The 26,598-nt window shown below is 56.5% G+C and carries 21 protein-coding genes; 13 read left to right on the top strand and 8 right to left on the bottom strand.

Translation table 11 applies throughout. The annotated features are described in order from the left end of the window. Positions 1-3: 3 nt before the first annotated feature. A complete protein-coding gene (gene malQ / locus ABSH60_RS08490) occupies positions 4-2,079 on the top strand; it encodes a 4-alpha-glucanotransferase (protein ID WP_390973533.1) in 2,076 nt (691 codons plus the stop codon). A 53-nt stretch (positions 2,080-2,132) separates the two neighbouring features. On the opposite strand, the gene nfuA is transcribed toward malQ, so the two are convergent. Next, entirely contained in the window at positions 2,133-2,708 is a 576-nt protein-coding gene (gene nfuA, locus ABSH60_RS08485) for a Fe-S biogenesis protein NfuA (RefSeq protein ID WP_056775453.1), read from the bottom strand. Positions 2,709-2,811: 103 nt separating this feature from the next. Beyond that, complete coding sequence (gene gntX / locus ABSH60_RS08480) at positions 2,812-3,495, bottom strand: DNA utilization protein GntX (protein ID WP_390973531.1); 684 nt, start codon at positions 3,493-3,495, stop codon at positions 2,812-2,814. 46 nt (positions 3,496-3,541) lie between these two features. Between gntX and bioH the strand changes: the two genes are divergently transcribed. From bioH to ABSH60_RS08425, 11 genes are all read left to right on the top strand, one after another. Next, a complete protein-coding gene (gene bioH / locus ABSH60_RS08475) occupies positions 3,542-4,312 on the top strand; it encodes a pimeloyl-ACP methyl ester esterase BioH (protein ID WP_122097279.1) in 771 nt (256 codons plus the stop codon). Positions 4,313-4,544: 232 nt separating this feature from the next. Beyond that, positions 4,545-4,814, top strand: coding sequence for a YdgH/BhsA/McbA-like domain containing protein (locus ABSH60_RS08470; protein ID WP_056775443.1), 270 nt, complete (start codon positions 4,545-4,547; stop codon positions 4,812-4,814). 308 nt (positions 4,815-5,122) lie between these two features. Continuing rightward, positions 5,123-6,784 (top strand): malonate decarboxylase subunit alpha, encoded by a 1,662-nt coding sequence (mdcA, locus tag ABSH60_RS08465; protein WP_056775441.1) that lies wholly within the window; start codon positions 5,123-5,125, stop codon positions 6,782-6,784. Between the two features lie 5 nt (positions 6,785-6,789). Continuing rightward, complete coding sequence (locus ABSH60_RS08460; protein WP_056777135.1) at positions 6,790-7,647, top strand: triphosphoribosyl-dephospho-CoA synthase; 858 nt, start codon at positions 6,790-6,792, stop codon at positions 7,645-7,647. Positions 7,648-7,687: 40 nt separating this feature from the next. Continuing rightward, positions 7,688-7,990, top strand: coding sequence for a malonate decarboxylase subunit delta (locus ABSH60_RS08455; protein WP_056775439.1), 303 nt, complete (start codon positions 7,688-7,690; stop codon positions 7,988-7,990). Further along, positions 7,980-8,822: a biotin-independent malonate decarboxylase subunit beta gene (locus tag ABSH60_RS08450; protein WP_136376619.1), complete on the top strand. Its 843-nt coding sequence runs from the start codon at positions 7,980-7,982 to the stop codon at positions 8,820-8,822. The genes ABSH60_RS08455 and ABSH60_RS08450 overlap by 11 nt, the downstream gene beginning before the upstream one ends. Next, entirely contained in the window at positions 8,819-9,634 is an 816-nt protein-coding gene (mdcE, locus tag ABSH60_RS08445) for a biotin-independent malonate decarboxylase subunit gamma (RefSeq protein WP_390973528.1), read from the top strand. The genes ABSH60_RS08450 and mdcE overlap by 4 nt, the downstream gene beginning before the upstream one ends. Before the next feature lie 189 nt (positions 9,635-9,823). Then, a complete protein-coding gene (locus ABSH60_RS08440; RefSeq protein ID WP_390973526.1) occupies positions 9,824-10,786 on the top strand; it encodes an AEC family transporter in 963 nt (320 codons plus the stop codon). 15 nt (positions 10,787-10,801) lie between these two features. After that, complete coding sequence (locus ABSH60_RS08435) at positions 10,802-11,428, top strand: malonate decarboxylase holo-ACP synthase (RefSeq protein ID WP_390973524.1); 627 nt, start codon at positions 10,802-10,804, stop codon at positions 11,426-11,428. A gap of 27 nt (positions 11,429-11,455) precedes the next feature. Continuing rightward, positions 11,456-12,391 (top strand): malonate decarboxylase subunit epsilon, encoded by a 936-nt coding sequence (mdcH, locus tag ABSH60_RS08430; protein ID WP_390973522.1) that lies wholly within the window; start codon positions 11,456-11,458, stop codon positions 12,389-12,391. Between the two features lie 93 nt (positions 12,392-12,484). Further along, a complete protein-coding gene (locus ABSH60_RS08425) occupies positions 12,485-13,129 on the top strand; it encodes a hypothetical protein (RefSeq protein ID WP_217202647.1) in 645 nt (214 codons plus the stop codon). Here ABSH60_RS08425 and ABSH60_RS08420 read toward each other — a convergent pair. The 6 genes from ABSH60_RS08420 to greB all read right to left on the bottom strand — a co-directional run bounded on the left by ABSH60_RS08420 (position 13,109) and on the right by greB (position 20,290). Beyond that, positions 13,109-14,029 carry a LysR family transcriptional regulator gene (locus ABSH60_RS08420; protein ID WP_122097287.1) on the bottom strand — a complete coding sequence of 307 codons (921 nt, stop codon included), beginning with the start codon at positions 14,027-14,029 and terminating at the stop codon, positions 13,109-13,111. The two genes, ABSH60_RS08425 and ABSH60_RS08420, sit on opposite strands and share 21 nt — an antisense overlap. A 78-nt stretch (positions 14,030-14,107) precedes the next feature. Further along, positions 14,108-14,347, bottom strand: coding sequence for a FeoC-like transcriptional regulator (locus tag ABSH60_RS08415; protein ID WP_122097288.1), 240 nt, complete (start codon positions 14,345-14,347; stop codon positions 14,108-14,110). An 8-nt stretch (positions 14,348-14,355) separates the two neighbouring features. Then, positions 14,356-16,674 (bottom strand): Fe(2+) transporter permease subunit FeoB, encoded by a 2,319-nt coding sequence (feoB, locus tag ABSH60_RS08410; RefSeq protein ID WP_390973519.1) that lies wholly within the window; start codon positions 16,672-16,674, stop codon positions 14,356-14,358. 65 nt (positions 16,675-16,739) lie between these two features. Then, positions 16,740-16,964 (bottom strand): ferrous iron transporter A, encoded by a 225-nt coding sequence (gene feoA / locus ABSH60_RS08405; RefSeq protein WP_056775414.1) that lies wholly within the window; start codon positions 16,962-16,964, stop codon positions 16,740-16,742. Positions 16,965-17,361: 397 nt separating this feature from the next. Continuing rightward, positions 17,362-19,695, bottom strand: a complete 2,334-nt coding sequence (locus ABSH60_RS08400; RefSeq protein ID WP_390973517.1) for a Tex-like N-terminal domain-containing protein — start codon at positions 19,693-19,695, stop codon at positions 17,362-17,364. A 121-nt stretch (positions 19,696-19,816) separates the two neighbouring features. Further along, on the bottom strand, positions 19,817-20,290 hold the full coding sequence (greB, locus tag ABSH60_RS08395; protein ID WP_056775408.1) for a transcription elongation factor GreB: 474 nt from the start codon (positions 20,288-20,290) through the stop codon (positions 19,817-19,819). A gap of 277 nt (positions 20,291-20,567) precedes the next feature. Here greB and ABSH60_RS08390 point away from each other — a divergent pair, with 277 nt between their 5' ends. Next, complete coding sequence (locus ABSH60_RS08390; RefSeq protein WP_390973515.1) at positions 20,568-26,570, top strand: MG2 domain-containing protein; 6,003 nt, start codon at positions 20,568-20,570, stop codon at positions 26,568-26,570. Positions 26,571-26,598 lie beyond the last annotated feature (28 nt).

Genomic DNA, 26,598 nt, shown 5'->3' with positions numbered 1-26,598 from the left:
GACATGGAGGATAAGCAACTCGTTGAGGCCGCGCGCCGGGCCGGGATTTTGGACAGTTTTATTAATATGGCGGATGACGTGGAAACGGTGTCCGATGATACCCGCGCCGCCTTGCTGGCGGCGATGGGACGGGATCCGGCGGATGAAGAGGACGTTACGCCGGTGCCGCCGGTGAAAGTCTTTACCCAGGGCCAAAAAATACTGCTGACGCCGGAAGGCAGCGGCGCATTTCGCTGGCAGCTGACGCAGGAAAATGGTGCGCAGTCGCAGGGCGATCTTGCGCCGGGCAATGCGCTGAACTTAGGTGCGGCGCTGCCCGCCGGCTATCACCAGCTGACGTTATCGCAAAACGGCAACGTCTGGCACTGCCGGATCATCGTAGCCCCTTCTCGCTGTTATGAGCCTGAGGCCCTGCTGGCCGGGGAAAAACTGTGGGGCGCGACGGTTCAGCTTTATACGCTGCGCTCGGAAAATAACTGGGGCGTGGGCGATTTTGGCGATCTGAAAAAGATGGTCGAAGAAGTCGGAAAACGCGGTGGGGCATTTGTCGGGCTGAACCCGATCCATGCGCTGTACCCTGCCAATCCGCTGAGCGCCAGCCCGTACAGCCCGTCGTCCCGCCGCTGGCTGAACCTGACGTACATCGACGTCAATGCGGTGGAAGAATTCACCGCCAGCAGCGAGGCACAACGCTGGTGGCATGCCCTCGACACGCACGACGCGTTATTGCAGGCGCGCAGCACGGAGTTTGTCGATTATCCACGGGTGATGGCGCTGAAATCGGCGGCGCTGACACTGGCCTGGCCGCTGTTTTGCGCACTGCCGGAAAACAGCCCGCGTAAGCAGGATTTCCGCCGTTTCGTCGACGCGGGTGGTGACAGTTTGCGGCAACAGGCGCTGTTCGACGCGCTGCATGTGCATCTGCGCGATCTGGATTTAGGCCAGTGGGGCTGGCCGGTGTGGCCCGATGCCTATCGCGATGCCAGAGGCGCCGACGTGACCGAATTCAGCGAGCGTTACGCCAGCGAAATTGAATTTTATATGTGGCAGCAGTGGCTGGCGCATGCGCAGTTTTCAGATTGTTATCAGCGCAGCGTTGAGCTGAACATGCCCATCGGCTTGTACCGTGATTTAGCGGTCGGCGTGGCAGAAGGCGGGGCAGAAACCTGGTCGGATCCGGCGCTGTATTGCCTGAATGCCACCATCGGCGCGCCGCCGGACATTCTCGGGCCGCAGGGGCAGAACTGGGGCCTGCCGCCCATTGATCCGCATGAAATGAAAGCCCGCGCCTATCAGCCGTTTATTGATTTGCTGCGCGCGAATATGGCGGAATGCGGCGCACTGCGTATCGATCACGTCATGGGATTACTGCGTTTGTGGTGGATACCGGCAGATCAGGAGGCGGGAAATGGCGCGTATGTTCGTTATCCGCTGGAAGATTTGCTCGGCGTGCTGGCGCTGGAAAGCCAGCGGCATAAGTGCATGGTGATTGGTGAAGACCTCGGCACCGTGCCGAAAGAGATTGTCACCAGCCTGCGCGACAGCGGCGTCTATTCCTACAAAGTGCTGTATTTCGAGCACGATAAACACTTCGTCTACCGGCCACCGGAAGACTATGTTTCGCAGGCGATGGCAACGGTCACCACGCACGATTTACCGACGTTGCGCGGCTACTGGGAAGGCGGCGATTTAACGCTGGGGGCGTCTCTCGGGGTTTACCCGGATCCACAGGTTTTGGAGAAACTGCGCGGGGAGCGTGAACACAGCAAGCAGGGGTTGCTCAATGCGCTGCATCTTGAACATTGCGTACCGAAAACCACACCCCGCAAGGCTGAACATATGCCGATGAGCCCGGTGCTGAATCACGGGCTACAAGGGTATCTGGCAGGCAGCGCCAGCGCGTTACTCGGCCTGCAACCGGAGGACTGGCTGGATATGGCGACGCCGGTCAATGTGCCGGGTACCAATGCTGAATATCCCAACTGGCGCCGCAAACTGACGCGAACGCTGGAGGAGATGTTTGGCGATGAGGAGATTGACGCGCTGCTCCGTGAGGTGAACCAGCGCAGGCAGGCATAAAAAAAGCACCCAACGGAAGGGTGCTTTTTGCATTCTGGCTGATCAACGGAGGATCAGTAGAACGAGTGCTCGCCGCGCTGGTGTTCGGTCAGATCGCGAACGCCTTTCAGCTCAGGGAAGTTTTGCAGCAGTTCTTTCTCGATGCCGTCTTTCAGGGTGACATCAATCATTGAACAGCCGTTACAGCCGCCGCCGAATTGCAGGATAGCGATGCCGTCGTCGGTGATTTCCATCAGGGAAACACGGCCGCCGTGGCTGGCTAACTGCGGGTTGATCTGTGACTGCAGCTGGTATTCAACACGTTCCATCAGCGGCGCATCATCAGACACTTTACGCATTTTCGCGTTCGGCGCTTTCAGCGTCAGCTGGGAACCAAGCTGGTCGGTAACGAAGTCGATCACCGCGTCCTGCAGATAAGGCGCGCTTAATTCATCGATGAAAGCAGACAGCTTTTCGAACTTCAGTTCGGTATCCGTCGCTTCAACCGCGTCGGGTGGGCAATAGGAGACACCGCACTCTGCGGTTGGCGTACCCGGATTGATCACGAATACGCGGATTTGGGTGCCTTCTTCCTGGTTTGCCAGCAGTTTGGCAAAGTGCTCTTGGGCAGCATCGGTAACAAGGATCATAACATTAGCTCAATAGTTGACTATTCCAGTTGGTTATAATACGCCCTTTGCATTTACCCGTCATCCCTCGTGTGACCAGTGTGTTAGCAGCCTGTGCTTAAACTTACAGCGTGCGGCAAATACAGCCAATTTGCAGCGAGGCAATTCCCTGTTTTTGCAGGATTTTACCGATTTCTTTCACCGTGCTGCCGGTGGTGACCACGTCGTCGATCAGCATCACGTGCTTATTTCTCAGGTTTTCATGGCAGCTAAATGCCTTGCGCAGATTCCACTTCCTTTCCAGCTCAGTCAGGCTTTGCTGCGGGGGCGTGCGCCGGTCGCGGCTGAGTGCTGCGGGGCGATAATCGCAGTGCAGCCAGCGCGCAAGCGGGCGGGCGAGCAGTTCACTTTGATTATACCCGCGTGAGAAATACCGCTTCTGATGCAGCGGTACGCTGAGCATCACATCCGGTCGCGGCAGCCGGTTTTCACGCCAGCGCGCCTGCCAGCGCAATAAAAGCAGGCGTGCGAGGGCGGTATCCAGCTCAGGCTGTCTGGAGAATTTCAGCCGCAGCACCAGCCCGCTGACCGGCATCTCGTACGGACAGGCGAAGATCATCGCATCCCACGGCGGCGGCTTAAGCAGGCAGCGCCCGCAATCGATATGTCCGCCGGAGGAGGGCAATCCGCAGCGCGGGCAGCAGGGCGGGGCGGCGGGCAACGTTTTCAGACACAGACTGCATATTCCCTGTACCGCCAGATGCAGCGGACACTGGCATAGCCAACAGCGGCTGGCAATTGTTAGCATAGTGGCGGGTTCCTTTTGCCAATCAGACAGACACGGACAATACGCTATGAACACGCTTTACCGGGAAACAATCGGCGAAGGAGATCGCCATCTTGTGCTGCTTCACGGATGGGGGCTGAACGCCGAAGTGTGGCGTTACACCGCAGAGCGACTTGCGCCGCATTTTTGTCTGCATCTGATCGACCTGCCGGGCTATGGCCGCAGTGAGGGTTTCGGGGCAATGACGCTGGACGCGATGGCGGAAACTGTTCTGGAGGTCGCGCCGGAAAAAGCGTCGTGGCTCGGTTGGTCAATGGGCGGGCTGGTCGCCAGCCAGATTGCGCTGAGCGCGCCCGCGCGGGTGGAAAAACTGATCACCGTGGCGTCGTCACCGTGCTTTTCAGCGCATGAAGCGTGGCCGGGCATCCGCCCTGACGTGTTGCAGGGTTTCCAGCATCAGCTGAGTGAAGATTTTCAGCGCACGGTCGAGCGTTTTCTGGCGTTGCAAACCCTGGGCAGCGACAGCGCCCGGCAGGATGCGCGTCTGCTGAAATCCATTGTGCTGGGCCAGCCCATGCCTTCGGTCGACGTGCTGAACGGCGGGCTGGAGATCTTACGCAACGTCGATTTACGCCAGCCGATGGCCGCTCTGACCGCGCCTGTGCTGCGAATTTATGGCGCGCTCGACGGTCTGGTTCCGCGCAAAGTGGTGCCGCTGCTGGATGCGCTGTGGCCTGAGTCCCGCTCCGAAATCATTAATAAGGCAGCGCATGCCCCTTTTGTCTCTCACCCCGAGGTTTTTTGTTCACTCGTTGAAGACTTCCTGATGACAAAATGAAAGAGGATGTAAAAATATTTTTCAAATTTCTGGATAATTTCCAAAGGTGACCAATACTTAAGCCGATAATGACGGAGTGAGTGGCAAGCGTAAGTTGTTACGCCTGCCTGTTTGCGTCTCTGGGGAGTTTACTGGTGTTTAACCATGAAGGTCATGCCAGCGCATTCGCACCTGCCGTTTATATCCTGACTGCTTTCTTGGAAAACTATTCATCTAATTTAGAGGTAATGTCATGAAATCTAATAAAATTATCGTTGCGGCAATGCTGACCGGGTTATTCTCAATCAATGCAATGGCAGCTGAGATGATCAGCAAAGAAGACGCAAAGGATAAGGGTTACACCAGCCTGGGCGTGGTCACCACCAGCAACGAATACACCGCGCCAATGGATGCTAAAGAAGAGCTGTCCAAACTGGCTGATGAGAAAGGCGGCAAATATTATGTCGTGATCGCGGCACAAGAGAAAAAGAAAATCACCGCAACGGCTGAAGTCTTCAAATAATCCGTCCGTTCTGCACTACATTCCGGGGATGCCACTGCGCATCCCTTTTTATTTCCTGATATTTGTGCGCCATCCCCCTTTCTGAATTCCTCATTCCCCTGATTTATCGACGATATTTTTAATCATTACTCTGAGAGTAACGAAGTGTCAGAGCACTTTATTGATGGAAATGCCCCCGATTCCTACACTTAACCCGTTACCTAAACAGGTCAAATGTGATGCAACCGCCACTTGACTGAACTTCCCTCCGTTCTGCTCTTTCGTCACGCCGGGAAGGTTTCAGCAAGCGCAACCCAGGGAGGTTTGGCATGCCGCAACATCCGCAGACCACGAAAGCGTGGGACACCCGCCGCAATGAAAAACAACGGCGTCTCGACAGTGTCCGTGCCGTGGCAGAGGGTAAAGTGTTACCCACCGATAAAATTATTCCTATCCTCGAAGCGCTGATTGCCTCCGGCGACCGCGTAGTGATGGAAGGGAATAACCAGAAACAAGCTGATTTCCTTTCCCGCTCGCTGGCGCAGGTGAACCCTGAAAAACTGCATGATTTACATATGATCATGCCAAGCGTCAGCCGCGCCGAACATCTGGATCTCTTTGAACGCGGCATCGCCCGCAAACTCGATTTCGCTTTCTCCGGCCCGCAAAGCCTGCGCATCGCGCAACTGCTGGAAGACGGTCAGATGGAAATCGGGTCGATTCACACCTATATCGAGCTCTATTCCCGCCTGTATGTCGATCTGGTGCCGAACATCGCGCTTATCGCCGCCTTCAAGGCTGACCGTAAAGGGAATCTCTACACCGGCGCGAGTACGGAAGATACGCCAGCGCTGGTCGAAGCCGCCGCCTTTAAAAACGGTATCGTGATTGCCCAGGTGAACGAACTGGTTGAAGAGGACTGCGATCTGCCACGCGTGGATATTCCGGGCGACTGGATTGATTTCGTGGTTGTCGCTGACAAGCCGTTCTTCATCGAACCACTGTTCACCCGCGATCCGCGCCTGATTAAACCGGTTCACGTGCTGATGGCGATGATGGCCATCAAAGGCATCTACGCCAAACACAATGTGCAGTCGCTGAACCACGGTATCGGTTTTAACACCGCCGCCATCGAACTGCTGCTGCCGACCTACGGCGAACAGCTCGGCCTGCGCGGCAAAATCTGCAAACACTGGACGCTGAACCCGCATCCGACGCTGATCCCTGCCATTGAAAGCGGCTGGGTGGATACCGTTCACTGTTTCGGTGGCGAGCTGGGGATGGAAGAGTATATCCGCGCCCGTCCGGACGTGTTCTTCACCGGTTCCGACGGCTCCATGCGTTCTAACCGCGCGTTCTGCCAGATGGCCGGTCAGTACGCGGTAGACATGTTCATCGGTTCCACCTTGCAGGTTGATGGCCTGGCTAACTCCTCAACCGTGACCCGTGGACGTCTGGCCGGTTTCGGTGGCGCGCCAAACATGGGGCATGACCCGCATGGCCGTCGTCACGCCACGCCAGCCTGGCTGGATATGATTGAAGAGCCGGATCCAATGGCACGCGGTAAAAAACTGGTCGTACAGATGGTGGAAACCTTCCAGGCCGGTGGCAAACCGACGTTTGTTGAGAAACTCGAAGCGGTCGATGTGGGTAAAGAATCCGGTATGCCGCTGGCGCCGGTGATGATTTACGGCGACGACGTGACGCACGTGCTGACCGAAGAAGGCATCGCGTACCTCTATCGCGCCCGTTCTCTGGAAGAACGCCGTGCGATGGTCGCCGCCGTGGCCGGGATCACTGACATCGGTCTGGGCGTTGATGCTAAACGCGTCGCTGACCTGCGCCGTCAGGAACTGGTGGTCTTCCCGGAAGACATGGGCATCCGCCGCACCGACGCCACCCGTTCATTACTGGCGGCTGGCAGCGTGAGCGATCTGGTTGACTGGTCCGGCGGTTTGTACAACCCGCCCGCTAAATTCCGTAGCTGGTAATCATGATGCCGCAGACTTTAACGATTGGCGCTGTACTCACAGCACAAGAGCTGGCCGAAAGGCTGGCAGAAACGGCGACGCAGGCGCTGATCGACGAAGCGCGGCTTAGCCCGAAACCAGGGCTGGTAGACAGCCGGAGTTCCGGCGCACATCAGGATTTAACCCTTGATCTGATGGTGCGCTCGGCGCGCAGTCTGACGTCCACGTTCTATTTGCTGGCTTTACACAGCTGGCAGCGCCCGGCGGATATCGCCCTGCGTCAGGAAGTGGGCCGTCTGGGCCGTGCGGGAGAAGCGCTGATGATGGCGGAAACCGGCGGCGTGAACACGCACCGGGGCGCTATCTGGGCGATGGGGCTGCTGGTCAGTGCGATCGCCATGCAGCCGGAAGATCTCCAGCCGCTGCATATTGCGCAGCGCGCCGCGAAAATTGCGGCGTTGCCCGACGCATTCAGCCCGAAAAAATTCAGTAAAGGTGCGCACGCCGTGCAGCGTTATCAGGTGCCCGGTGCGCGTGAAGAGGCTCAGGGGGCATTCCCGCACATTCTCCATTGTGCGCTGCCGCAGCTCCATCACAGCCGGGCTCGCGGTGCCAGCGAAAGCGAAGCACAGGTCGATGCCTTACTGGCGGTCATGGCCCGGCTTTCCGATACCTGCGTGTTGTCACGCGGCGGATTACCGGCGCTGCACGCCATGCATCAGGGCGCGCAGGCCGTGCTCGATGCCGGCGGGATGAGAACGATGGCGGGCAAACAGTTATTACGCCATCTCGAGCACCGCATGCTGGCCGACAACACATCACCCGGTGGTGCCGCCGATTTACTGGCCGCGACGCTGTTTCTTGACCGCGTCAGCGTGGCCTGAACCGGATACGCATTAACTAACATCAGTACAAAGAGGTGTTATGGAACGTTTTGAATTTAATTACCCGGCGGCAAAACCGCTGGCAGGCCGCGCCGAAGCAGGCGTGGTAGGTTCCGGCGATTTAGAAGCGCTGTATGAACCAAAAACAGTCAATGAGCTGAACATTATCGTCACCACCTCGGTCGACGGCAGCCATACCTTATGGCAGAACTTTTTTGACCGTCTGAGCTCCCTGCGTGAATTACCGGCCGGGCGTCTCGACATCAATGATTTTGGCGCCACACCAGGGGTTGCCCGTCTGCGTATCGAACAGGTCTTTGAGGAGGCTGAACATGCAAACTGATGCTGATCAGAGCTTTATCGAACTGAGTGCCCGTCAGCGCGCCCGCAAACTGCTGGATGCCGGGACTTTCCGTGAACTGCTTGGCCCGTTTGAACGCATTATGTCTCCTTGGCTGGAACCGCAGGGCATCGTTCCGCAGGCCGACGACGGCATGGTGGTCGCCAAAGGCCAGATTAACGGCCAGCCCGCCGTGGTTGTGGCGATTGAAGGCAGCTTCCAGGGCGGCAGCATGGGCGAAGTGTCCGGGGCCAAAATGGCCGCTGCGCTGGAAATGGCCGCAGAAGATAACCGCAACGGCATCCCGACGCAGGCGGTTCTGCTGCTCGAAACCGGCGGTGTGCGTTTGCAGGAAGCCAATCTGGGGCTGGCGGCGATCGCGGATATTCATGCCGCTATCGTTGATTTACGCCGCTACACGCCGGTGATTGGCGTGGTGGCTGGTACCGTCGGTTGCTTTGGCGGGATGTCGATTGCCGCTGCGCTGTGCAGTTATCTGATTGTCACCCGTGAAGCCCGTCTGGGTCTGAACGGCCCGCAGGTTATCGAACAGGAAGCCGGTATCGATGAATACGATTCCCGCGACCGTCCGTTTATCTGGAGCATGACCGGTGGCGAAGTGCGTTATCACAGCGGCTTTGTGGATGCACTGGTGAAAGATTCCCTCGCACAGGTGAAATCAAACGTGCTGGACTTCATTAAAAAAGGCGTTCCGGCCACACACCGTTCTGATAATTATGATTATTACCTGCCAAAACTGACCGGTTTTGACACCGCGCAGCAGGCCAGCCGTGATGTGACGGAAGCCCTGTTTAACCGGGAGGATCGCGCATGAGCACTATCAACAGCAACGCAGCCAGCCGGGGTGATTACTGGTTCGCACAACTGACCAAAGACGCCACACCGGTTAGCGGTCTTTGCCCTTCCGTGAAAGCGGCCGACGGCAAAATGAATGACCAGACCGTGCGCTTCATCGCCGTGGTGCCGGACAAAAATAACCAGTATCCGCGTGCGGCGGGCGGCGAAGTCGGCTTGCTCGAAGGCTGGAATCTGGCAAAAGTGGTCAACGACGTGATTGACGCTGACGCTAACGCCAGCATCAAACGCGCCATCGTGGCGGTGATCGATGTGCCAAGTCAGGCGTATGGCCGCCGCGAAGAGGCGTTCGGTATCCATCAGGCGCTGGCCGGTGCCGCGGGCGCTTACGCCAAAGCACGACTGGCCGGGCATCCTGTCATCGGGCTGATTGTCGGCAAAGCGATGTCCGGTGCGTTTCTGGCGCACGGTTATCAGGCCAACAAACTGATCGCCTTTAAAAACAACGGCGTGATGATCCATGCGATGGGGAAAGAATCCGCCGCACGAATCACCTTACGCTCCGTGGAGGCGCTGGAAAAACTGGCCGCCACCATTCCACCGATGGCTTACGACATCGAAAACTACGCCACGCTGGGCCTGCTGTCGCAATTACTCGACATTGCAGACCCGGACAACGCCACGCCTGACGATATCGCCCGTGTCGAAAACACGGTCTGGCAAAACATCCAGGACGCACGCAAAGAAGGCGTTAGCCTCAGCAATCGTCTGGGTGCAGAAAATCGCGCAAGTTCGCAGCGCGTTCGCCAGCAGATGCGCCAGGAATGGTAATTCATTCATAACTTTCAGTCTCAACCGGTAACGCACCTGCAAACAGCGTGACGCAGCCGCATTGCGGGTTCCCGCCCAGACATACCGTCCGGGCAGGAGCCTGCTGTTGTCTGCAACTGGACTGTCATACTAAAAAAACCATCGCACCGGCGCTGACTGAGCATTCATTTTTGTCTCAGGAATATCGCTATGACTTACGTAATATTGCACGCGCTTGCCCCTATTTTCGTCATCATGATCCTCGGTTTTTACGCCGGGAAAGCGAAAATGGTGGATAACCAGAATGTCTCTTTACTGAATATTTTCGTGATGGATTTTGCTTTACCCGCTGCGCTGTTTGCAGCGACCGTACAAACGCCGTGGTCAGGCATTGTCGAGCAGTCACCGCTGATTCTGGTGCTGGTTCTGGCGATGTGGATCACCTACGCGGCGATTTATTTTATTTGCACCAAAGTCTTCAACAAGTCTCCGCAGGACGCTGTCGTTCTGACGCTGACCGTCGCACTGCCTAACTATGCGGCGCTCGGTTTGCCTATTCTGAGCAGCGTGATGGGCGATGCGCCGTCGACTTCACTGTCCGTTGCGGTATCTATCGCCTGCGGTTCGGTGCTGATGACGCCGTTCTGTCTGCTGATTCTCGAACGTGAAAAAGCCCGTCTGAGTGGCGAAAATCAGGGGTCTTCTCTGGCACTGCTGCCGGTGCTGATGTGGCGTTCAGTGAAAAAACCGATCGTCTGGGCACCGCTTCTGGGCGTGATCCTGTCAGCGATTGGCATTAAAATGCCGGAAATTTTCCTGGCATCGATTAAGCCGCTGGGTTTGTCAGCCACCGCCTCTGCGCTGTTCCTGACCGGTGTGATCCTGTCAGCCCGTAAACTGAAAATTAACGCGCCGGTGCTGTTGTCTTGTGTCGCCAAAAACCTGATCCAGCCGTTCATCGCCTGGGGTCTGGTACTGGCATTCGGCCTGAGCGGCCAGGTGGCGGTCACCGCTATTTTGATGATTGCACTGTCTGCCGGTTTCTTCGGTATCGTGTTCGGTAACCGTTTCGGGGTGCAGTCTCCGGATGCCGAAGCGTCACTGCTGATCAGTTCCGTATTATGTATCGTGACTTTGCCGCTGTTTATCTCACTGACAGCCGCACTTCACTAACAGAAAGGGGGAAATATGTGTGACCCGCGAGCCCATGATTTTGTCTGGATCAGCGACCGTTCTGCGCTGCAAAGCGACGACGTTTTACCCGCGTGGGTAAACACCGGCTGGCGCACGGCGCTGCCGCTGGTGGTGCGTCGCGATAAACGTGCTGACGGCGCAATCCCGGTGGGTATTCGCGGGCTGACCCGCATTCAGCGTGCCGCCGCCTGGATTGACCCGGCGGCGGTGGTGCGGGCAGTCACACCGGAATCACTGGTCAGCGACATCAACCTGTTACTGCATTCGCCGTTTGTGTCGCAACAACCGGTGCAGGCGCTGATTACGTTGTGCAATCTGCCACTGCCTTTCCGGTGGGGGGTGACCGGCAGTTGTGCTTACGCGCTGGCCAGTGACCTCCCGGTGATGCATGCCGACAGCGATCTCGATTTACTGGTGCGCTGCGACGCGCCGGTGGACTCTTCTCAGTTTTCCGATTTTTACGACCAGCTTCAGCGGCTTCCCTGCCGCGCCGATGTTCAGATCACTACGCCGCAAGGGGGATTTGCCCTCAGCGAATGGCTGCGTGGCGGGGACATCATGCTGAAAACGGCGTCCGGCCCGTTGCTGGTGCGTGACCCGTGGCAACCGCCGGCAGAGTGATACCGGCCAAAAGAAGCAAGGAGCACGATGAAAATCTTATTTACCTTCGCCGGACAAGGGCCGCAGGTGCCGCACATGCTGCATCGTCTGCCGGATAATCCGCTTACCCATTCCCTGATCGCACAAGCCAGCCTCGCGCTGGGCGAAGATGTTCTGCTGCTCGATACCGCCGATGCGTTGCGTTCTACCCGCGCGGTACAACTGTGTTTACTGATTGCCGGTGTGGTGTGGGCGAAGCAATGTCAGGCCGAAGGCATTGAGGCAGATTTTTGCAGCGGGCTGTCGATTGGTGCATTTCCCGCCGCCGTGGTGGCAGGTGCGCTCGATTTCTCCGAAGCCGTCCGGCTGGTTGCGCTGCGCGGTGAGCTGATGCAGCAGGCTTATCCGCAGGGCTTTGGGCTTTCGGCCATCACCGGTCTGCGTCAGATGCAGGTTGAGGGGCTGGTGGCGCAGGTGAACAGCGCCACGTCGCCGGTATTTCTTGCCAATATCAATGCGGAAGACCAGCTGGTGATTGCGGGCAGCGACGCCGCCATGGCGCAGGTGATGCAGCTTGCCAAAGGGCTGGGCGCGCAGAAAACGCATCAGCTTGCGGTCAGCGTGCCGTCGCATTGTGCGTTGCTGGATGAGCCCGCGGCGAAGCTGGTGGAAGCGTTTAAAGAAATGTCGATTTCCCGCCCGACCTGCGGTTATCTCAGCGGCACCACTGGCCGCGTTTACTGGCAACCGGAGAAAATCGCCGACGATCTGGCGATGAACATGGCGCGCACCGTGAACTGGCGTGACGCCATGGTGGCGGCGTATCAGCGCGATGTGCGGCTGGCAATTGAAATGCCACCGGGCGCGGTGCTGACCGGCCTGACCCGCCGCGCAATGGAGCAGGGCGAAGCGCTCTCTTTATGTCAGTCCGGCCTGCAGGTTGCGGGACGTCTCGCAACGCGGTTACGGGAAAACGAACGCTGATTAAAGGCATGGTAGGTTGGTGATGAAAGGCGTTGGGCTGTTTGATTATTGCGCAGCGTGCTATTGTCCAACCACTCTGATTGAAGGGATATCATGCCAGTTTTAATTCGCGGGGATTCGCAAATGATCGTGCTCGAAAGATCGTACAGTCCGGCCACTCTGGCCAGAAGATTTGAAATCATTGATGAAATACGCTTCAACAATCTCGATATGTTGGTCATCTATGACGAGAAGATTCCGTTCATTGCCATTGCTGAAGCACAAACCCGAACCGATAACCGGGGTGAAAACCGACACCACGTAGTAGCAACGCTGGAACTTGCCCGCAGGGATAATAGCGATGAACTGCTCGAAGTCCGTCAGTTCTGGGAAGACGATCAGGCGTTTCAGGTAGAAGGCGTGGTGGTGAATGCCGGCATGCGCGATTACCGTTTAGCGACATTGTTGTATGAAACGCTGGTGGTAAAAAAACATCTCACCCTGATGAGTGATAACGATCATTACACCGGCGGTCGGGCGCTCTGGAAACGTCTTGCCCAAAATGCAGCGGGATTGTTGGTTTTCATACTCGATACAGAAAAAGGGCAATTTTACCCTTATGACGGCTCGAAAATGCGTTATGACGGTGTGAGTATTCCGGAATCTGCCATCTGGAGTGAGCATCCGGATAAAACACACTGGCCGGTCGTTTTGATTGCACAAAACAGCGAGCGTCTTTCAGCGCTTTCTGCTCGCTAACGCATACATCCGGCTTTCGGCTGCGAGGGCGAGCAGGTTCGGATCGTGCTCGCGGCTGTGCGGGAAGACCAGCGAGATGGTCTGACGCATCTGGTAGGCTTCGGCCAGCGGCAGGAGTTTCACCGTATTTTCATACACACCTTTCATTCTGCCAGGAATGAGCGTGTACCCGACGCCCGCCTGCACCAGACTCAGCATCGAAAAAATATCATTCACCCGTGTGACGATGTCCGGCTCGAATCCGGCAACCTGAAACGCTTCCTGAAAGCCGTGATAAGTGGCGAACCCTTCCGCCAGTGAGACGAATTTTTCCTGCTTATAATCGCGTAAATCCGCCGTGCCTTCGCTTGCCAGTTCTGCACTGGCCGGGGCGGCGAGAAAAATATCGTCCTGGAACAACGGCAGCTGATCGTAGCGCTGGGCATCAACGTTGGAATCGCTGGTCGAAATCAGGATGGCATCCAGCTGACCGTCTTCCAGTTTGTGCAGTAAATCATTGTTCGAGCCCATCACCAGTTCCAGCTCAAGCTCCGGACGGCGCAGCTTCAGCCCCATGATCAGGCGGGGGATCGTTTCCAGTGTCAGGGAATACAGCGTACCCAGTTTGAGACGTTTATCCCCAAATCCGGCGGCGCGTTGCGTGGCCTGAATGCCGTGTTCCATCTGTTCGATGACCTGCGTGGCATGTTCCAGCAATGCTTCAGCGGCGGGCAGCGGCAGCAGGTTACGGCCTTTATGGATAAACAGCGGGCAGCGTAAACCTTCTTCGAGCGAATGCAGGGCGCGATGCACGCTGACGCTGCTCAGCCCGAGCTGTTCGGCGGCGCGGCTGATGTTCTGTTTTTCCATATAGGCGAGGAAAATTTCGAGTTTGCGAAAAGTGATTTCACTGTCGATCATGCAGGCTCCTGCGGCACGTTGGCGGCCGTTGCGACCTGTGATGATAGCCGCAACGCGGCTATTTAGGAAAAAATCGAATTACTGCGGGATTAACCGGTAGCTGACCGTCAGGCACTTTTTGCCTTCGGCGCAGCTTTTACAGCCGCCGGAAAGGCAGCTGTCGTCGGCGTCTATCGCCTCGGCTTTTTGCATGGCGACCAGTTTTTCGAGCATCGCCTGCACCAGCGGTTGCGGTGTGTTGAGTTGCCGGCTGAGCTGGCGGGCATCTGCCCGGCCAGCCAGTGCGAGGCTGTCACGTACCTGAATCAGACTGGCCATCGCGCCTCCTAATGGCAATCACTGCCGGTCGCCGGTGCACAGCAGGCCGCAGCTTGACGCGGTTGCAGGTGAACGCTGACGCGGCTGCGGGCTTTGCGCAGGGCGGTGAGCACCAGCGCGTTGAAGATGAGTACGATAAGGATGATGGTCGCACTGTGTGTCGGATGGCTGCTGAACGTGGCCGCCTGATAGAACAATGTCGCCAGAGAATACGCCACGTTCAGCCCCCAGAAGATGGAGAACGTCATCCAGCTGCGGCTGGTTTCACGGGCGATAGCGCCCATCACCGATACGCAAGGCACATACAGCAGCACGAAGATCAGATAGCTGTAGGCCGAAATCGCTGAGCCAAATTTGCTGCTCATCACGCCCATTGAGCTGACGCCCATCTCGCCGTCGCCTTTACTGGCTTCGATCGGGTTGGAGAGCACGCTGATGCTGAAGGTGTCTTTCAGGCCCTGCCAGGTTTCGTTTACGGCCCCGCGCAGTTCGTCGGGCAGGTTGAAACTGGCGGCGTCGAATTCTTCATTGGTGATGTGTTCAGCGGTGTAGAGCGTGTTCAGCGTACCGACCACCACTTCTTTCGCCATCGCACCGGTCACCAGGCCGACGGTTGCCTGCCAGTTGTCAGGGTGCACGCCCATCGGTGAGAGCACTGGCGTCAGCACTTTACTGACCGATGCCAGCGCGGAGTCATTGATGTTATTCACCGCCTTACCGCTGAAAGAGAAGCTGTTCAGCGCGCCGATGAAAATACTCGCAATCACAATCACTTTACCGGCACGCAGCACGAAACCTTTCAGACGCTGCCAGGTTTGCAGCAGCAGACTTTTCAGATGCGGAACGTGGTACACCGGAAGTTCCATCACAAACGGCGAGGCTTCACCGCGCATGATGGTGTATTTCAGCAGCAGACCGGTCAGGATGGCGACCACAATTCCCAGCAGATACAGCGAGAAGACAATCGACGCGCCATCCTGGCCGAAGAACGCGGCGGAAAACACGGCGAAAATCGCCAGACGCGCGCCGCAGGACATAAACGGCGCCATCATGACGGTGATAAGGCGTTCACGCGGCGCATCCAGCGTACGGGCACCCATAATCGACGGCACGTTACAGCCGAAACCGACAATCAGCGGCACGAAAGATTTGCCAGGAAGACCGAGCGCCTGCATCAGTCTGTCCATTACGAAGGCCGCGCGGGCCATGTAACCGGAGTCTTCAAGGAAGGAGAGGAACAGATACATCATGCCGATTTGCGGCACCAGCGGCAGCACGGTGTTGATACCGCCACCAATCCCCTGTGCCAGGAAAATGGTCAGCCACTGCGGGAAGTGCAGGGTAAATCCGATCCACTGCGTGCCCTGAATGAAAATCGCCGCTGAGCCGATATCGAAAATCGGTTGCAGCGCGCCGCCGATGTTGATCGCCAGAACGAACATCAGGTACATCACCAGCAGGAAAATCGGCACGCCGAGGAAACGGTTGAGGATCACGCGGTCCAGCACCTGCGTCAGTTTATTCGGCGCGGTGAGATGCGAGTTACTGATGTCGGCACTCAGGGCGGCAATGCACTGGTAGCGCGCATCGGCGATCAGCAGCGCGGGGTCATCCAGTTGCTGCGCGGCGAGCCGGGCTTTCACTTCTGGCAGCCGCTGTTGCGCGTTACCCGCGTGGCTCTGGCTGTAAATATCGCCTTCGAGAATTTGCAGCGCCAGCCAGCGACGCTGTTGCAGCGCCATTTCTGCCGGCATATCGCTGGCGAGCGCGTCCACTTCCTGTTGCAGAATGGGATGGTAAACCACGCGCTCCATAGCGGTGGCGGGCGGCAGCTGGTCGATAGCCGCTTTCAGCTCTTTGATGCCTGACGCGCGTGTCGATACCAGCGCGATCACCGGGCAACCCAGACGCGCGGAGAGCGCCGGGATATCAATATGGATGTTCTGAATGTTGGCGATGTCGAGCATGTTCAGTGCGACGATGCAGGGAATGCCGAGTTCGAGCAGTTGCAGCGTCAGGTAGAGATTGCGCTCAAGGTTCGAGGCATCCACCACGTTGATCATCAGATCGGCGTCGCCGCTAAGAATGTAGTGGCAGGCAATTTGTTCGTCGAGCGAGGTTTGCTCGGAAATGGTAGTCAGGGAGTAGGTGCCCGGTAAATCCACCAGCGTGACTTTGTGTTCTCCGGTGGCGAACTGGCCTTCTTTGCGCTCGACGGTCACGCCAGCCCAGTTGCCCACGCGTTGGCGTGAACCGGTCAGCTGATTGAAAAGGGTCGTTTTACCTGAATTGGGATTACCAATCAGGCCAATGGTCAGTGCTTTCATACGTTCAGATCTACGTGTGAGAAAGGAGAAACGCGCAGGGGATCAGAGCGACCTGCGCAAAAAGGTCAGGCCAGCATTTCGAGTTTGAGCAGATCGAGATCTTTTCTGCGAACCACCAGACTGGTGCGGCGGGTTTCGATTTGTACCGGGTCGCCCATCGGCGCCACGCGGATGATGTTGAAGAATGACCCTGGCAGCATGCCGAGCGACAGCAGTTTCTGGCGGTAGGCCGGGCTGATCTCATGAGAAAAGCCGGTGATTTTGTAAGCACGTTTTGATTGAAGTTGCATAGTTCCTCGCGAAGCGTTCAGGCATGTTGGGGGCAGCGTGACAAATGCTACGCCGCGCTTCCGTGCCCGGTGATCCCACTTAGTTGGAAATACTGCTCAGAAATTGTCCCTGGTGCAAAATGTCAGTCTGAAACCGACGGCGTACTGAATACGCAAAGTAGTACAAACGAAAATAGTTATCATAATTAGTACGCATGAAGAGACAAAAAGAAAAGAGGCGTGCCTCTTCACGGTTGTCCCTACCGCGTCGCTATCCTATGCCTGTGCAAAGGCCGATTTATTGATTTACCGCAGTGATTGATTCAATAGGAGAGACTTTAAAAAGTGTCGAAATAAAGTACATAAAAAAAGCCGCTAAAATTCAGCGGCTTTCGGTTGGCAGGAGAAAACGAAAAAATTAGCGTTTTTTGCCCAGTGCGGCGGCCAGCGCATCGGCCATCGCGTTATTGCCCGCCGGTGCCGCATTACGGCCTGCCGGCTTGTTTTGAGCGGGACGTTTCTGCCCATCGCGCGGGGTGGCCGCAGCCGGTGCCGATGAACGGCGCGCCGGTGCTTCGCCCGGTTGCTCGTCCAGACGCATGGTCAGCGCAATACGCTTACGTTGCAGATCGACTTCCATCACTTTGACTTTCACGATATCGCCGGCTTTCACCACGGTGTGCGGATCTTCGACGAATTTGTTTGCCAGAGATGAAATGTGCACCAGACCGTCCTGATGAACGCCGATGTCCACGAATGCGCCGAAGTTGGTGACGTTGGTGACGGAGCCTTCGAGGATCATGCCCGGCATCAGGTCATTCATGGTTTCCACGCCATCGGCAAAGGTCGCTGTCTTGAACTCAGGACGCGGATCGTGCCCCGGTTTTTCCAGCTCTTTGATGATGTCGGTGACGGTCGGCACACCAAATTGTTCATCGGTGAATTCGCTGGCTTTCAGACCGCGCAGCGCATTGGAATCGCCCATCAGATCTTTCAGTGCCAGCTGCGTCGCGGCCAGAATACGTTCGACCACCGGATAGGTTTCCGGGTGAACCGTTGAGGCATCGAGCGGGTTGTCGCCGTGATTGATACGCAGGAAGCCCGCGCACTGTTCAAAGGCTTTCGGCCCCAGACGGCTGACTTTCAGCAGTTGTTCACGGTTACGGAACTGACCATTTTCATCGCGCCAGTTAACAATATTCTGCGCCATCATACGGGTCAGGCCAGCCACGCGAGTCAGAAGCGGCACCGACGCGGTGTTGAGATCCACACCCACGGCGTTCACGCAGTCTTCGACCACGGTATCGAGTTTTTTCGCCAGCTGTGACTGGCTGACATCGTGCTGATACTGGCCGACACCGATAGATTTCGGGTCGATTTTCACCAGTTCTGCCAGCGGATCCTGTAAGCGCCGGGCGATAGACACCGCGCCGCGAATGGAAACGTCCAGATCCGGGAATTCCAGCGCGGCCAGCTCGGAGGCGGAATACACCGACGCACCGGCTTCACTGACAATCACTTTCTGCGCTTTTACCGCCGGGAACTGTTTTTGCAGCTCGAGGAAGAAACGTTCCGTTTCGCGGGACGCGGTACCGTTACCGATCGCCACCAGCTCAACATTATGTTTGATGCACAGCGCGGCAACCTGCTGCGCGGCTTTGGCCGCCTGTCCGGTATGGGGATAAACCGTGTCGATATCCACCAGTTTGCCGGTGTTATCCACAACGGCCACTTTGACACCGGTACGCAAGCCCGGATCGAGGCCCATGGTGGCGCGCATCCCGGCGGGTGCCGCCATCAGTAAATCGTGCATGTTGCGGGCAAAGACGTTAATGGCTTCATCTTCGGCGCGTTCGCGCACGGTGCCCATCAGTTCAGTTTCAAGGTGCAGCAGCACTTTGATGCGCCAGGTCCAGTTGACCACTGCACGGCGCCAGACATCGGCAGGCGCGTTGTTCAGGCGCAGACCCAGATGATCGATGATCAGCTGTTCCGCGTAGCTCTCTTTCGGCGGCTCGTCGTGCTGCGGATCGGCATTCAGCGCCAGTTGCAGGATACCTTCGTTACGGCCACGGAACATCGCCAGCGCGCGGTGCGAAGGCACCTGAGAAATAGGTTCGTGGTGATCGAAATAGTCGCGGAACTTCGCGCCTTCCTGCTCTTTGCCTTCGACCATGCGGGAGGTCAGGTGCGCGTTTTTCCACAAATAATCGCGGATTTTCGCCAGCAGCCCCGCATCTTCGGCGAAGCGCTCCATCAGAATGTAACGCGCGCCATCCAGCGCCGCTTTGGTGTCGGCCACGCCTTTATCGGCATCGATAAATTTCGCGGCGGCGGCATCCGGCTCGTTTTGCGGTTCGTTCCACAACAATTCGGCCAGCGGTTCCAGACCGGCTTCGATCGCGATTTGCCCGCGCGTGCGGCGCTTGGGTTTGAACGGCAGGTAGAGATCTTCCAGCTCGGTTTTGCTCAGCGTGGTACGGATGGCTTTCGCCAAATCGTCGCTCAGCTTGCCCTGTTCTTCGATGGATTTGAGGATGGTCTGACGACGGTCTTCCAGCTCACGCAGATAGCCCAGACGGGAGTCCAACTGACGCAGTTGGGTATCATCCAACCCACCGGTGACTTCCTTACGATACCGCGCAATAAACGGCACGGTATTACCTTCATCCAGCAGACGCACCACGGAAGCAACCTGCTCCGGGCGAACCTGCAATTCACTTGCGATAATGCGGCTCAGTTGATCATTCATAGGTCTGGTATCAGTTTTTTCGTTAGTGAGTGACGTAAAAGCAGGGGCACAGTTATACGGTTTGAAGGCTGAAAATGCCAGCCATCAGGCCATTGCGCTGCGCGTTTTGAGAGTTAGCTGATCATTTCACGTAGTCAATGTCATTGACGTACCAGGTCGCATCGCCAACCGGTGTGGTGACCACCAGGCTGTCTCCGACTTCCTTTTTCAGCAGCGCACGCGCCATCGGGGAGTCGATAGAAATATAGTCTTTGCGGCCAAAGATTTCGTCATAGCCAACGATGCGAAAACGCTTGATGTCGCCGTCGTCGTTTTCCACTTCTACCCATGCGCCAAAGAACACTTTGCCGTCCTGCTGCGGCGAGTAATCGACAATGCGCAGCTGTTCCATGCATTTGGTCAGATAGCGGATGCGGCGGTCGATCTCACGCAGGCGCTTTTTGTTGTACTGGTAATCAGCATTTTCGCTGCGATCGCCGAGGCTTGCGGCCCAGGTGACTTTTTTAGTCACCTCAGGACGTTCTTCCCGCCACAGGAAATCCAGCTCCGTTTTGAGCTTGTCGTAGCCTTCGCGGGTAATCAGTTTGGTCTTCATGCTGGCTGTTGCCTTCCACGCGGTTAATTTTTTCAAAAAATTTCTGCGGCCATTGTTTCACACATTTGCATCGCTGACAGTGCAGAAATTGGCCGAAAAATCTTCCGGACTGCTACGCTTTATGTGATGGCTTTTTAGTCGAATAATTATTATCCTTCGCCGCGATAGCGTGGGTTTATATTCTGTTCACCGTTTACGCAATATTCTGAATTTTATAATAGTTTCATAAAAAATAACTTCTGGTTATGGGTCACAGGGATTAGGGGTACAGCTACAAATGGATTTACTCAAATTCTTACTTCGTCTGCCTTTTACATTGATAAAAGGCGTCCTCCGCGCGCTGGCCTTCATTTTGGGTCTGCTTGGGCGCGTCTTTAAACCTGTTGTCGGCAATATCGACTGGCGTGCGCCGGTCTGGTGGACGGCAATGTCCGGCGGGCTGAAGCGTGGTTTTGCACGCCTGGAAGGCGGGGTGGATAAACACCCGAAAGCCATCAGCCTGACGATTCTGGTGTTGCTGTGCGCGGCAGGCGCGGGCGTTTACGGCTGGCACTGGTGGTTAAACCGCCCGCAGCCGATTGAACCGGCACCGATGGTCTATCAGGAAACCAGCGTGCGGGTCAGTGGCCCGGAAGCGGTGAACTACGCCGCGCAGAAACTGGCGCCGCAGCAGGTGTCGTTTTACTTCAAAAACTCCGCTGCACCGCTGACCGATGTTGGCAAAGTGGTCGAGAAAGGGATTTCCCTGAAACCTGCCGTGGAAGGCGAGTGGAAATGGCTGAGTGGCTACACGCTGGCATTCACGCCGAAAAAACCGCTGCCAATGGGCACCCGATATGAAGTGAATTTCACGCCTGACGTGTTACTCGCCCCGCAAATCAAACTGCCCGTGACGCGCTATGAATTCACTGCGCCGGCGTTTGATTATCAGCTTGGGGAAACGGAGTATTACCAGGACCCGCAGGATCCGCAAAAACGCAGTGCCATTTTCAACGTCAGATTTAATGCACCGGTGGATGTGGCCAGCTTTGAAAAGCAAATCACGCTTGGCCTGACCGAAGGGAAAGCCAAAACCGAGTCGAAACTCAATTATTCCGTGGTCTACGACCAGAAAAAACTCAATGCGTGGGTGCATTCTGAACCGCTGAAATCGCTTGATCACGGCGGCTCCGTGCGCGTCTCGATCGGTGAGGGCGTGAAAGCCTCGGTGGCATCGAACGCCACGACACAAGCCAGAAATGGTGTGGTTTCCGTGCCGACGCTTTACAGCCTGACGGTAAATGAAGCCAGCGCGCAGGTCGTGGATGCTGACGGGGCGAAAGGCCAGCGTGCGCTGATTGTCGGTTTCAGCGATGCGGTCAAAGACAAAGACATTCGCCGCGCGGTGAAAGTCTGGCTGTTGCCGCAGCACGATCCGAATGAAACCGAAGCCGGTACCGGCCCGGACGACTACGCCAGCTGGGAAGTGCAAAGCATCGAAAATAACGTGCTGGCGCTGTCCACGCCGCTGAATATTCAGCTCAATGACGCCGAAAGTGATTTTCAGCCGCAGTTCAGCTTCCGCTTTGATGCCCCTGCGCACCGCTCAATGCTGGTGGAAATTGATAACGTGCTGACCTCCTCCGGTGGCTACAAAATGCCGGAAAAAGTCTACCGTATCGTGCAGGTTCCGGATTATCCGAAGTCTCTGCAATTTATGTCGCAGGGCTCGCTGCTGTCGGTCAACGGTGACAAGCAAATCAGCGTTGCGGCGCGTAACGTGCCGGGAATGCGTCTGGACATCAAACGGGTGATCCCAGGCCAGTTGCAACACATCGTTTCCTTTAAAAGCCGTCAGTATTCCTCCGCAGAATTTAACCGCCTGAATGACGAGTATTTTACTGAGCACTTCAAATATCAGACGGCGGTAAATAACGATAAACCGGGTGAGGTGAATTATCAGGGCGTTGATCTCTCACGCTATCTTTCGACCGATCCCAACTCGCACCGTGGCGTATTCCTGCTGACGCTGTCGGAATGGGATCCAAAGAAGAAAGAAGAAAAACCGGCCGCAGATGATGACGGCAACGTCTATCAGGAAGAAGAGAGCGGTGACGAACCCTCTGTGGGCGATTCCCGCTTTGTCGTTGTGACCGATCTGGGGATTATTGCCAAGCGTTCGCAGGATAAAACCCGCGATGTGTTTGTGCAGTCAATTCACAGCGGTACGCCGGTGGCGAACGCGAAAGTCTCGGTGATTGCGAAAAACGGCGTCACGCTGCTGACGCAAACCACCGGTGCCGACGGCCATGTGCGTTTCCCGGCGCTGGACGTTTATACCAGCGAGCGCCAGCCAGTGATGTTCCTGGCAGAGAAAGAGGGCGATGTCTCCTTCCTGCCTGCCGATCGTGATAACGATCGTGGCCTCGACTTCTCACGTTTTGACATTGATGGCGAAATCACGCCGAACGATCCGCGCACGCTGAGCAGCTATCTGTTCTCCGATCGCGGTGTTTATCGTCCTGGCGATACGTTTAATATCGGCCTGATCACCCGCGCCGCTGACTGGAGTAACGGGCTGGCCGGTGTGCCGGTTCGCGCTGAGATCCACGATCCGCGCGATAAGCTGATGAGCACTGTACCGCTGACGCTCGGTGCCAGTGGTTTTAACGAACTCAGTTACACGACTGATGATAATTCGCCTACCGGCGAATGGAACGTCTATCTGTATCTGATCGGCAAAGACAATGAATCTTCTACGCTGCTGGGGCATACCTCCGTCAATGTGAAAGAGTTCGAGCCGGACCAGCTGAAGGTAAAACTCCAGCTGACGCCTGAGCGCAAGCAGGGCTGGGTGAAACCGTCGGAATTGCAGGCCAATATCGACGTGCAAAATTTGTTTGGCACACCGGCACAAGATCGCCGCGTGACGTCGAAACTGACGCTGCGCCCGATGTATCCGAGCTTTGATCAGTTCCCGGAATATGCCTTCTATGAGAACCGCCAGAACAGCGACGGCTTCGAAACAGAACTGGAAGACCGCACCACCGATGAAAAAGGCGCGGCGAACATTCCGCTGGACCTGAAATCCTATGCTGACGCGACCTACCAGTTGCAGTTGCTGTCCGAGGCGTTTGTGGCCGGTGGCGGGCGTTCAGTTTCCGCCACCGCACGGGTTTTAGTGTCGCCGTATGATTATCTGGTCGGCGTTAAACCGGACGGCGATCTGGGGTACATCAACCGCAGTGCGGTGCGTCATCTCAATGTGATTGCGGTTGATCCGACGCTGAAACAGATCGCGCTGCCTGCGCTGAAAGTTGCACTGATCGAACAGAAATACATTTCGGTGCTGACCAAACAGGATTCCGGCGTTTATAAATATCAGTCCAAAATGAAGGAAGTGCAGCTGTCGGAACAGCCGCTGTCACTTAGCGCGCAGGGCAATGACCTGACGCTGGCGACGGACAAACCGGGTGATTTCGTGCTGGTGGTTGAAGACGCACAGGGCAACGTGCTGAACCGCATTGGCTATACCGTCGCCGGTAATGCCAACCTCAGCCGTTCGCTGGACAGAAATGCCGAACTGAAGCTGAAACTGAATCAGGGCGAATATCTGCCGGGCGAGGAAATCGAGGTGTCGGTTAACGCGCCATATACCGGCAGTGGCCTTATCACCATCGAGAAAGATAAAGTCTACAGCTGGCAGTGGTTCCACACCGATACCACCAGTTCGGTGCAGAAAATCCGCGTCCCTGCGGGCATGGAAGGCAACGGTTATATCAACGTGCAGTTCGTACGCGATGTGAATTCCGACGAAATTTTCATGAGCCCGCTCAGCTACGGCGTAATGCCATTCAAAATCAGTACCAAAGCGCGGCAGAACTACCTCGAAGTTGACGCGCCTGAAGTGATCAAACCGGGCGAAAACCTGGCGATGACAGTGATGACAGACGGCCCGCAGCAGGTTGCGCTGTTTGCCGTCGATGAGGGGATTTTGCAGGTGGCGCGTTATCGCCTGAAAGATCCGCTGGAATATTTCTTCCGTAAACGCGAGCTTGGCGTGGAAAGCTCGCAAATCCTCGACCTTATCCTGCCGGAGTTCAGCAAGCTGATGCAGCTGGCCGCCGCGCCGGGCGGGGACGCCGGTGAAGGGCTGGATCTGAACGTCAATCCGTTCAAACGTAAACGCGATAAGCCAGTGGCGTACTGGTCTGGCATTACCGAAGTAAATGGCGAGAAGCAGTTCGATTACCAGGTGCCGGATTACTTCAACGGTAAAATCCGCGTGATGGCAATTTCAGTCACGCCGGACAAAATCGGTAAAGCGCAAACGTCCGCAACGGTGCGCGACAACTTCATCATGACGCCGAATGTGCCGTCGATGGTGGCGCCGGGCGATGAGTTTGACGTCAGTGTCGGGGTCAGCAATAACCTCGAAGGTCTGAACGGAAAAAGCATTCCGGTGGCGATCCACCTGACCGTGCCGCCACAACTGGAAGTGGTCGGTAAAGCCGATCAGAACCTGTCGCTGGCCGAAAAACGCGAAGGCGTAATCTACTTCCGTCTGCGCGCCAAAGCCCTGCCGGGCGATGCGCCGCTGGTGTTTGACGCTACGTATGCTGATAAAACCAGCCGCCGCACCATCAGTACGTCGGTGCGACCGGCGATGCCGTTCCGCACGCAGTCGGTGATGGGACGTATGAGCGGCAGCAGCCAGAACGTCGATAACCTGCGTCAGATGTTTGATGCTTATTCGGTGCGCAAAGCGGCAGTTTCCAACTCGCCACTGGTGCTGACCAACGGGTTGTCGCAGTATCTGGCGGATTATCCGTACTACTGTTCGGAGCAGATTGTCAGCCGTTCGGTTCCGATGATCCTTGAAGGGCTGCATCCGGAAATGAAAGGCAGTCTGAGTCAGGCTGAAACCAGTAAGAAATTGAAAGACATGCTGGCGATCCTGCGTTCACGTCAGAACGACAGCGGCGCGATAGGTCTGTGGCGTTCGTCGCCGGAAACCGATCCGTTCGTCACGCCTTATGTGGTGCAGTATTTGCTGGAAGCCAAAGCCGCAGGCGTGGCGCTGCCAGCCGGCATGCTGGAAGAGGCCAACGGCGCATTACGTGTATTGGCGGCGAATCAGAATGATGATTTGTACAACTTACGTCTGCGCGCATGGGCGGTGTATCTGCTGACGCGTCAGGGTGAAATCACCACCAGTTCGCTGGCCTCGGTGCAGGACACACTGCAACAGCGTTATCCGGACACCTGGAAAACCGATCTCAGCGCGCTGTATCTGGCGTCGTCTTATCGCATGCTGAAGATGGATGATGAAGCCAATACGCTGTTGCAGCCGACATGGAAGCAACTGAGCAAGGCGTATGACAAAGCCTGGTGGACGCAGAGTTACTTTGACCCACTGGTGCAGGACGCAACGCGGCTGTATCTGATCACCCGTCACTTCCCGGAAAAAGTGTCAGCCATTCCGCCGCAGGTGCTGGAAAACATGGTCAAATCGCTGAAAGAGGAACGTTACACCACCTATTCTTCGGCGATGAGCATTCTGGCGCTGGAGAGCTATTCCTCACAGGTGGCAGCCCAGGTAACGGCACCGGATGCGCTGAAAATCACGCAGATCAGCAAAAGAAATAATGTTGAACCGCAGCTGATTTCCAGCGTTCAGGGGCTGTTTGCGAAAGCGAATTTCACTGCTGATGCGAAAGCATTGCGTGTGGAAAACGGTAACGATGCGCCAGCCTGGTATGTGGTGACGCAGGCCGGTTACGACCTGTCCGCGCCGAAGAAAGCGATTTCGCGCGGTCTGGAAATCACCCGCGATTACACGGATGAAAAAGGCAATGCGGTCACGCAGGTCACGCTGGGGCAGAAGATCAACGTGCATCTGAAAGTCCGTGCCAATTCAGAAGAGGGTCAAAGCAATCTGGCGATTGTTGATTTGCTGCCGGGCGGCTTCGAAGTGGTTCAGCAAACGCCACCGGAACCGGAATCTGACAGCAGCGACGAGAACAGCGACGCGGAAGCGTCAGCTTCCTGGCAGTCACCGCTGGCGGCATCGGGTTCAACGTGGGCGCCGGACTACAGCGATATTCGTGAAGATCGCGTGGTGATTTACGGCAGCGCAAGCACCGATGTACAGGAGTTTGTGTATCAGATCAAAGCCACCAATACCGGCAGCTTTGTGATCCCGCCAGCGTATGGCGAGGCGATGTACGACCGCGAAGTTCAGGCGCTCTCCGTCAGTGATAAAAAACTGGTGGTTGTGCCTGCTGCTGACAACAAATAACAGAGGGTGCCAGGCACTGTCTGAAGAC

This window comes from Rahnella sp. R3(2024), assembly GCF_042920125.1.
GTDB classification, from domain to species: domain Bacteria; phylum Pseudomonadota; class Gammaproteobacteria; order Enterobacterales; family Enterobacteriaceae; genus Rahnella; species Rahnella rivi.
This window is presented reverse-complemented; position numbering and strand designations above follow the sequence as displayed.

Coding starts and splice junctions, on each gene's coding strand:
- nfuA (WP_056775453.1), bottom strand. CDS start 2,708: ATGATCCTTGTTACCGATGCTGCCCAAGAGCACTTTGCCAAACTGCTG.
- gntX (WP_390973531.1), bottom strand. CDS start 3,495: ATGCTAACAATTGCCAGCCGCTGTTGGCTATGCCAGTGTCCGCTGCAT.
- ABSH60_RS08450 (WP_136376619.1), top strand. CDS start 7,980: ATGCAAACTGATGCTGATCAGAGCTTTATCGAACTGAGTGCCCGTCAG.
- mdcE (WP_390973528.1), top strand. CDS start 8,819: ATGAGCACTATCAACAGCAACGCAGCCAGCCGGGGTGATTACTGGTTC.
- bioH (WP_122097279.1), top strand. CDS start 3,542: ATGAACACGCTTTACCGGGAAACAATCGGCGAAGGAGATCGCCATCTT.
- feoB (WP_390973519.1), bottom strand. CDS start 16,674: ATGAAAGCACTGACCATTGGCCTGATTGGTAATCCCAATTCAGGTAAA.
- mdcH (WP_390973522.1), top strand. CDS start 11,456: ATGAAAATCTTATTTACCTTCGCCGGACAAGGGCCGCAGGTGCCGCAC.
- ABSH60_RS08390 (WP_390973515.1), top strand. CDS start 20,568: ATGGATTTACTCAAATTCTTACTTCGTCTGCCTTTTACATTGATAAAA.
- mdcA (WP_056775441.1), top strand. CDS start 5,123: ATGCCGCAACATCCGCAGACCACGAAAGCGTGGGACACCCGCCGCAAT.
- ABSH60_RS08415 (WP_122097288.1), bottom strand. CDS start 14,347: ATGGCCAGTCTGATTCAGGTACGTGACAGCCTCGCACTGGCTGGCCGG.
- greB (WP_056775408.1), bottom strand. CDS start 20,290: ATGAAGACCAAACTGATTACCCGCGAAGGCTACGACAAGCTCAAAACG.
- ABSH60_RS08460 (WP_056777135.1), top strand. CDS start 6,790: ATGCCGCAGACTTTAACGATTGGCGCTGTACTCACAGCACAAGAGCTG.
- malQ (WP_390973533.1), top strand. CDS start 4: ATGGAGGATAAGCAACTCGTTGAGGCCGCGCGCCGGGCCGGGATTTTG.
- ABSH60_RS08470 (WP_056775443.1), top strand. CDS start 4,545: ATGAAATCTAATAAAATTATCGTTGCGGCAATGCTGACCGGGTTATTC.
- ABSH60_RS08400 (WP_390973517.1), bottom strand. CDS start 19,695: ATGAATGATCAACTGAGCCGCATTATCGCAAGTGAATTGCAGGTTCGC.
- feoA (WP_056775414.1), bottom strand. CDS start 16,964: ATGCAACTTCAATCAAAACGTGCTTACAAAATCACCGGCTTTTCTCAT.
- ABSH60_RS08440 (WP_390973526.1), top strand. CDS start 9,824: ATGACTTACGTAATATTGCACGCGCTTGCCCCTATTTTCGTCATCATG.
- ABSH60_RS08435 (WP_390973524.1), top strand. CDS start 10,802: ATGTGTGACCCGCGAGCCCATGATTTTGTCTGGATCAGCGACCGTTCT.
- ABSH60_RS08425 (WP_217202647.1), top strand. CDS start 12,485: ATGCCAGTTTTAATTCGCGGGGATTCGCAAATGATCGTGCTCGAAAGA.
- ABSH60_RS08420 (WP_122097287.1), bottom strand. CDS start 14,029: ATGATCGACAGTGAAATCACTTTTCGCAAACTCGAAATTTTCCTCGCC.
- ABSH60_RS08455 (WP_056775439.1), top strand. CDS start 7,688: ATGGAACGTTTTGAATTTAATTACCCGGCGGCAAAACCGCTGGCAGGC.